This window comes from Enhygromyxa salina (assembly GCF_000737335.2).
GTDB classification, from domain to species: Bacteria; Myxococcota_A; Polyangia; order Nannocystales; family Nannocystaceae; genus Plesiocystis; species Plesiocystis salina_C.
The window spans coordinates 37,038-43,469 of sequence record NZ_JMCC02000078.1 but is presented as its reverse complement, the minus strand read 5'-3'; the positions used below and the strand labels follow the sequence as shown (position 1 = coordinate 43,469).

6 protein-coding genes and 1 pseudogene are annotated in these 6,432 nt (G+C 68.3%); 4 read left to right on the top strand and 3 right to left on the bottom strand.

Annotated features, from left to right (window positions below; translation table 11 throughout):
- A pseudogene (locus DB30_RS27255) lies at nt 1-480 on the bottom strand (hypothetical protein); the annotation flags it as partial.
- A gap of 267 nt (nt 481-747) precedes the next feature.
- On the opposite strand from DB30_RS27255, the gene DB30_RS27250 reads away from it, so the two are divergent.
- A complete protein-coding gene (locus DB30_RS27250; protein ID WP_052554242.1) occupies nt 748-2,061 on the top strand; it encodes an HD domain-containing protein in 1,314 nt (437 codons plus the stop codon).
- Entirely contained in the window at nt 2,061-2,759 is a 699-nt protein-coding gene (locus DB30_RS27245) for a tRNA-uridine aminocarboxypropyltransferase (RefSeq protein ID WP_052554240.1), read from the top strand. The genes DB30_RS27250 and DB30_RS27245 overlap by 1 nt, the downstream gene beginning before the upstream one ends.
- A gap of 109 nt (nt 2,760-2,868) precedes the next feature.
- Here DB30_RS27245 and DB30_RS27240 read toward each other — a convergent pair whose 3' ends face one another.
- Together DB30_RS27240 and DB30_RS27235 are read right to left on the bottom strand one after the other, a co-directional pair.
- A complete protein-coding gene (locus DB30_RS27240; protein WP_052554238.1) occupies nt 2,869-3,651 on the bottom strand; it encodes a hypothetical protein in 783 nt (260 codons plus the stop codon).
- The gene (locus tag DB30_RS27235; protein WP_165703974.1) at nt 3,644-5,083 is read right to left on the bottom strand and encodes a hypothetical protein; all 1,440 of its coding nucleotides are present in this window, start codon (nt 5,081-5,083) and stop codon (nt 3,644-3,646) included. The genes DB30_RS27240 and DB30_RS27235 overlap by 8 nt, the downstream gene beginning before the upstream one ends.
- Nucleotides 5,084-5,274: 191 nt before the next feature.
- Between DB30_RS27235 and DB30_RS27230 the strand changes: the two genes are divergently transcribed.
- A complete protein-coding gene (locus DB30_RS27230; RefSeq protein ID WP_052554234.1) occupies nt 5,275-5,937 on the top strand; it encodes a MotA/TolQ/ExbB proton channel family protein in 663 nt (220 codons plus the stop codon).
- Between the two features lie 9 nt (nt 5,938-5,946).
- Nucleotides 5,947-6,384 carry an ExbD/TolR family protein gene (locus DB30_RS27225; protein WP_052554232.1) on the top strand — a complete coding sequence of 146 codons (438 nt, stop codon included), beginning with the start codon at nt 5,947-5,949 and terminating at the stop codon, nt 6,382-6,384.
- The last annotated feature ends 48 nt before the right edge of the window (nt 6,385-6,432 follow it).

Here is a 6,432-nt window from a genome sequence, read left to right as displayed (position 1 = left end):
TGCGGGCCGAGCAGGTGGCGGGGCGGGCCGAGCAGGCGGCGGAGCGGCCGCGCGAGCAGGCGGTGGCGGTGGCCGGCCCGCCGGCGGTTTGGGCACGGGCGCAGCCGCAGGGGGTCGGACCGGCGGCGCGAACACTTCGTCGTCGTCGTCGTCGGTCGGAAACTCGAGGCCATCGTCGAACGCGAGGTCGTCACGCTTGAACGCCACCCCGCTGTCGTCATCGGTGGGAAACGCGAGGCCGCCGTCGTCAACGGGCGCGACAGCGCTCAGCGGCTGCTCCTCGTCCTCGTCGTCGGTGGGAAATGCGAGGCCGCCGTCGTCATCAAAGCTGCCGTCAAAGCTCAGCCCCTGCATGCCAAACAGGGTCTTCGAGGGCTCACCGCGGCCGGATCGCGGCGGCGGCGGGACTGCGCCCGGATCGCCAGCGCCGGCGCCGGGCATGACGCCCATCGGCGGCGGCGGAGGCAAGGGCGAGCCCATTGGCGGAGGGGGTGGCAGCGGGGACATCTCCCCGTCGCCGTCTCCGAAGGGCGAGTCTTCGTCGCTTGTCGCTTCCCCACAACGTGGGCAAAACGGCGGCGGGGACACGCGGGCGTCGTCGATCTGGTGGCCGCAATTCGAGCAGTTGAACATGTCGAGGAGGCGGGGCCGTCGCGCGGCGCCGGGAGCATATCATCGCCGACGAGAATGGGCTGGTTTCGGGAGATTCGTCGGTCCGCGCTGAAAACACTGATAACTTAGGCGCCAGTGATCCTGCGCGATCCAGTTCATGGCCTGATCTCTTTCTCCCTGCGCGACGGCCCGCGCTCGGCCGGGCACCGCCTGCTGGTTCGGCTGATCGACACCCGGGAGGTCCAGCGGCTGCGGCGGATCCGGGCGCTGGGGCTGGCCTCGCTGGCGTTCCCCGGGGGCGAGCACTCGCGCTTCGCCCATGCGGTCGGCTCGGCCCACGTGATGCAGCGCTACCTCGAGCGGGTGCGGTCACTCGCCGACGAGCTGCCCAGCCACGACAGGATCGACCCATGGTGGGAGGCGATCGCCTTGGCCGCCGCGCTGCTGCACGACCTTGGTCACGGCCCGCTCTCCCATACTTTTGAGCAGGTGGTCCCCAAGGCCCACGCCCGAACTCACGAGGCGTGGACCACACAGATCATCATGGACGCTGACACCGAGGTCCACGCGGCCCTGCGCGAGTTCGACGAGCAGGCCCCGGCCGCCGTGGAGCGGCTGATCCACGGGGTCTGCCCGATCCGCCACCTGGCGCGGGCCGTGTCTGGCACCTTCGACGTGGACCGCTGCGACTACCTGATGCGAGACAGCCACATGACGGGGGTCCGCTACGGGCTGCTGGACCTCGAGTGGTTGCTGGCCTCGCTGCGCCTGTACCTGCCGGCAGGCGGCACCGCGGCCACGCTCGCGGTCGACGGGGCCAAGGGCCTGACCGCGGTCGAGGGCTTCTTCTTGGCGCGGCTGTACATGTACCGCCAGCTGTACTTGCACAAGGCCGTGCGCGCGGCCGAGGTCACGATCCGCGCGATGTTTCGCCGGCTCGGTGAGCTGCTGCAGACCTACGCCGAAGCCGCCCCCGGGACCCCCGCGGCCCTCGTGCAGCTGTTTCGAGGGCGCGAGCTGTCGACCCGCGAGTACCTGGATCTCGACGACAGCGCGCTCGAAACCGCGCTGTCGCACTACGCGGGCGGCCATGAGCGACAAGATCCAACCCTCGCCGCGCTCGCGACCGCCGTGCGCGAGCGCAAGCTGCTCAAGAGCGTCAAGCTGCGCGATGAGATCAGCGACGAGCAGGTCCGCGCGCGCGTGGATCCAGTGGTCGCGGCGGCCGGCTTCGACCCGCGCTACTTTGCGGCGACCGATCGGGTGAAGATCCACGCCTACGTCGAGGACGAGGCGCTGGTCGTGCTGTCGGGCCCGCGGGTGCAGAGCCTGCTCGAGGCCTCGCCGCTGATGTACGCCCTGTCCTCGCAAGAGTTCGTCTCGTATCGCGTGATGTTTCCGGCGGCCGCCCGCGAGGCCGTCAGCGCGGCGGTCGAGGATCTGCGCTGATGGGTCAGCGTCGCTTCGAAGCCCGGCGGTGTGACGGGTGTGGGCTGCACGAAGAGCTGTGCGTGTGCGCGCACCGGCCTAAGCTCTCCCTCGCGACCGCCCTGCTGGTCGTGCAGAACAACAAAGAGCGCAACAAGCCCACCAACACCGCGCGGCTGCTGCCGCAGGTCCTGACCAACTGTGAGCTGATCCAGTTTGGCGTGCGCGAGCTCGAGTTCGACGCCAGCGCCCTGACCCGGTCCGAGCGCGACTACCTGCTGATCTTCCCACGCGTGCACGATCCAGAGGGCGGGACCCCCGAGCCCGCGCCGATCCTGGATCGCGCGCAGCTCGACGCGCGCAAGGCCGCCCGCCCCGACGCGATCCAGACCGTGGTGCTGCTCGACGGGACCTGGGCCCAGTGCTCGCGCATGAGCCGACGCGTGCCCGAGCTCGCGGCGATGCAGGCGTTCGCGCTGCCCGAGGGTCCGCCTTCACACTGGGGCGTGCGGGTGCCCTCGGAGCCCAGCAGGATCTCGAGCTTCGAAGCGGGCGCGCGGGTGATCGAGCTGGCCGAAGGTCCCGAGCCGGCCCGGGCGCTGCAGACCTACTTTGACCACGTCGCCGCCGGGATGCTGTTCATGAAGGCGAAGCTGCGCTCGCCCGCGGTGCCACCCGACTGGGTAGCCGAGCGCGAGCGCAGGTTTGGCCCGAACTGAGCGGTCTTCAGCTCGGGCGAGGGCTTCTCGCCCGCTTGCGGACGGCATTCGAGGACAGGCTCGCCGTGGGCAGCGGACTGTCAGCTCGGGCGAGGGCTCGGCTGCTCAGCTACTTGGCCGCTGGGCCGCCGCCGGTGAAGTTGAGCTCGGCCACGCGGTACATCGTCCAGAACACCTGCGCCGGCCGGCGATCCGGCAGCGCGATCGGGGCCAAGTTCTGGGCGCCCGAGAGCTGGCTCAACCCCTGACTCAGCGCCTTGGTATTGGCCCGCGCGACCTTGGTTGCCATGCCGAGCGGCCGCCACAGATCCCCAACCGGGAACATGTAGGCGCCAAGCACATCGCCCGGGCTCAGCTGCGCGAACGCGACGTTGTCGAGCACCGTCATTGGCGTCTCGCGCAGGATGTCGCGGCCGATCAGCTGCTTGTTGGAGTCGTTCTTGCGCTCGAGCCCGAACACCACGAAGCGCGCGCGCATGCACGCCTCGAGCACCCGGTTCTGCTCGCGGTCGAGCTGCAGTCCGTGCTGCGCGAACATGTCGAGCACCCGCAGGCCCTGGTTGTCGCGGTAGCCGTAGACGAAGTAGAGCGCGAACGCCTGCTGCAGCTCGGGGTGGTTGGCCTCGTTGCCACGCGCGACCGCGAAGAAGGCCTTGGCGACCTCGGGCATCATCCCGCCGAACCGGCGCTGCGCGAACGAGCCGATCATCAGGTCGACGCGCTTAAACGCCTCGGGGTCGAGCTGCCGGACCGCCTTGACCGCGCGCTTGGGCTTGTTGGCCTCGGCGATCCGGGCTGCCTCGGCCGCGTCGGTCTCTGCTTTGTGGCCGCGACGTTTGCGTTGGCTGGTGCGCGGCGGGATCTTCTTCGTCGGTTTGTCGGGCTCAGCCATTGGATTCGGGCACCTTGTCGACGCACACGTTGTTGCTGCAGACCTGGCCAGAGCAGTTGTCGTTGCTCGTGCACTCGAAGCAGGCCGCGGGTGGAACGTCACCCACGAGCACGCGCTCGAGGCCGAGCTGCGTCGCGCTGAACGGCTGCGGCGCGAGCTCGGTCAGCATCGGCGTGACGAAGCACGCTTCGTCGCCGATCCGCCCCTGGACCTCTATGTCGTAGTTGCCCCACGTGAGCGGGACCGAGTCCACCGTTGACGAAGGACACTCGTAGCTGATCCAGCCACCGGCCTCGTCGACGGGCGTGATCATGCCACCAGCGGCGGCGAAACCCGTGAGCCCGAGCGCGGCCGCGTCGAGCGGTTGGCTGCCATCGGTGACCCGGATCCACATGCGCTCGAGCGTGATCGGCTGGCCGCCGACGAAGCCACCGAGCTCACAGGTGGGCCCGGTCACCGCGCTGGGTGACAGCCGCAGGCTGGTGTTGAGCGAGATCGGCTCGATGATCGGCGCGAGGAAGCGATCGTCGGTGAAGTCGAAGGTCTCGACCAAGAACGCGGCCTGGTCCTCGTCAACGCTGAACGGGACGGTGAACGGCTGGGTCACCGGCTCTAGGGCCGCGTCGACGCCAGTGATCGAGAACTCGTAGGAACCAGGCTCGAGCCCGCTCGACAGCAGCGGCAGGCGAAACGGCGACTGCGTGAGGTCCAGCTCGTAGTCCGCGATCACGGCGAGCTGCGCTCCGTCGATCTCGAGCAGCAGCGAGTCGATCCCCACGTTGAAGGGCTGGACCGCCGCGCTGCCGAGGAACCTGACCGAGGTCTGGAACACGGTCACGCTGGCGTCGGCGGACTCGTTGCCGGTTGGATCCAAGATGCACGCGGGATCATGGCCGTCGACGCGCCCGTCGCGATCATTGTCGATGCCGTCGTCACACTGCGGGGGACTGAGCAAGGTGACCGCGTGGGTCGGCAGGTCGGCTTCGGTCACGGTCACTTCGGTGACCGCGCGCGCGGTGCATGACGCGTCTGGACCGAGCTCGCAGATCGAGTGTTCGCAGGCCCACGGATCGCCGCTGCGGCGCAGCCCTTCAATCAGCACGGTGTACTCGCCCGGCTCGAGCGTGGGCCCGGGGACCGCGTCGTTGTTCGCGTTGTTGGCGGCCGAGCAAGCGAACTCGCGCGTGTCCACGTCCGTCCCGACGAACGCGTCGCCGTTGCAGGTGCCGGCCATCGTTGTGATGCGGACCCTGGACACGCCGACCGTCGAGCACTGCTCGACCGGACTCAACGCGATCCCCTCTGCCGTCTGTCCGTCGTCGAGCTCCCAGCTGACCAAGAAGCTTGGCTGCTCGGTGCAGGCCCCCAACAGCGGGACCGCGAGCGCGAGCGCGAGCGCGCCGGGGATCCTGCGGCCGCTGCGGTGGTCCAATGGCCGGCCGACGAGCACCACGCGGGTCTAGCAGGGCGCCCGAGCGCGGTCCAGAGGGCAGCCTCGGCCCGGTGAAGATCCGGCACGCATCGCACTTGCCCCCGCGCAGCCCGGCCGTGTAGCCTGCGCGCGCCGTGATTTTCCCCGAAATATCAGCACTTGCGACCTCCCCGGTTCTGGCCGAGGTCGACATGATCAAGCTGTTGACCGCCTCGAAGGGCATCGTCCTCGGGGTCGTGATCATCCTGCTGACGCTGGTCCTGCTTTGCATCTTCGTGATCATCTACAAGCTGATCCAGATCAGCCAGGCGCAGTCACAGTCGGTCAGCTTCCTCGACCGGTTTTGGGACAGCAAGCGCCTCGACGACATCTATCGGGTCGCCGAGGGTCTCAAGTACAGCCCGCTCGCGGCCATGTTCCGGGCCGGCTACGTCGAGCTGTCCAAGGTCAAGAAGGGCGGTGGGGACGGCGAGTCCATGCACGCCAAGATGGAGGACACCGACAACATCGAGCGCGCGCTGCAGCGGGCCAAGGTCAGCGAGATGACCAAGCTCGAGACGCTGTTGCCGTTCTTGGCCACGACCGGGGCCGCGGCGCCCTTCATCGGTCTGTTTGGCACGGTGTGGGGCATCATGGACGCGTTCTTGGCGATCGCGGCCAAGGGCTCGGCCGAGCTGTCGGAGATCTCCCAGCCGATCGCCGAGGCGCTGGTCACGACCGCGCTCGCGCTGCTCTCGGCGGTCCCGGCGGTGGTGACCTTCAACTACTTCAACCGGCGCTTGAAGGTGCTCAACGCCGAGATGTCGACCTTCGGGAGCGACTACCTCAACATCATTCGTCGGCACTTCTTCTAAGGCCTCTAGATGGCTGGAATTGTCACGCATGACGGGTCGGCGAGCGGTGATGAGCCGGTCGCCTCGATCAACGTCACGTCGCTGATCGACATCATGTTCTGCCTGCTGATCGGGTTCATGGTGGCGACGCCGCTCATGAACCAAGAGCAGGTTCCGGTAGATATCCCCCACGCGGTCGGGGTGCCGATCACCGAGGAAGAGTTTGATCTCTCGGTCGTCTCGGTCGACGCCAACGGTCGTGTGTTCGTTGGGGCGCTTCCGCTCGACGCGGACAAGGCCCGCTGGACCGAGCAGCTGGCCGCGAACCAAAAGATCATCGATGACAAGGTCGCCTACATTCAGGGTGATCGAACGGTCCCCTTCGAAGTGATCCTCGACGTGATGATCGCGCTCAAGGAGGCCGGGGTGTCCGAGGTCGGGTTCGTGACCAATCCCCGGCGCGAATAGAGCCAGAGTTCGCCGCGTGTCGCGGCAGGTGCGCTAGACCTGCCCGTG

Coding starts and splice junctions, on each gene's coding strand:
- DB30_RS27245 (WP_052554240.1), top strand. CDS start 2,061: ATGGGTCAGCGTCGCTTCGAAGCCCGGCGGTGTGACGGGTGTGGGCTG.
- DB30_RS27240 (WP_052554238.1), bottom strand. CDS start 3,651: ATGGCTGAGCCCGACAAACCGACGAAGAAGATCCCGCCGCGCACCAGC.
- DB30_RS27225 (WP_052554232.1), top strand. CDS start 5,947: ATGGCTGGAATTGTCACGCATGACGGGTCGGCGAGCGGTGATGAGCCG.
- DB30_RS27230 (WP_052554234.1), top strand. CDS start 5,275: ATGATCAAGCTGTTGACCGCCTCGAAGGGCATCGTCCTCGGGGTCGTG.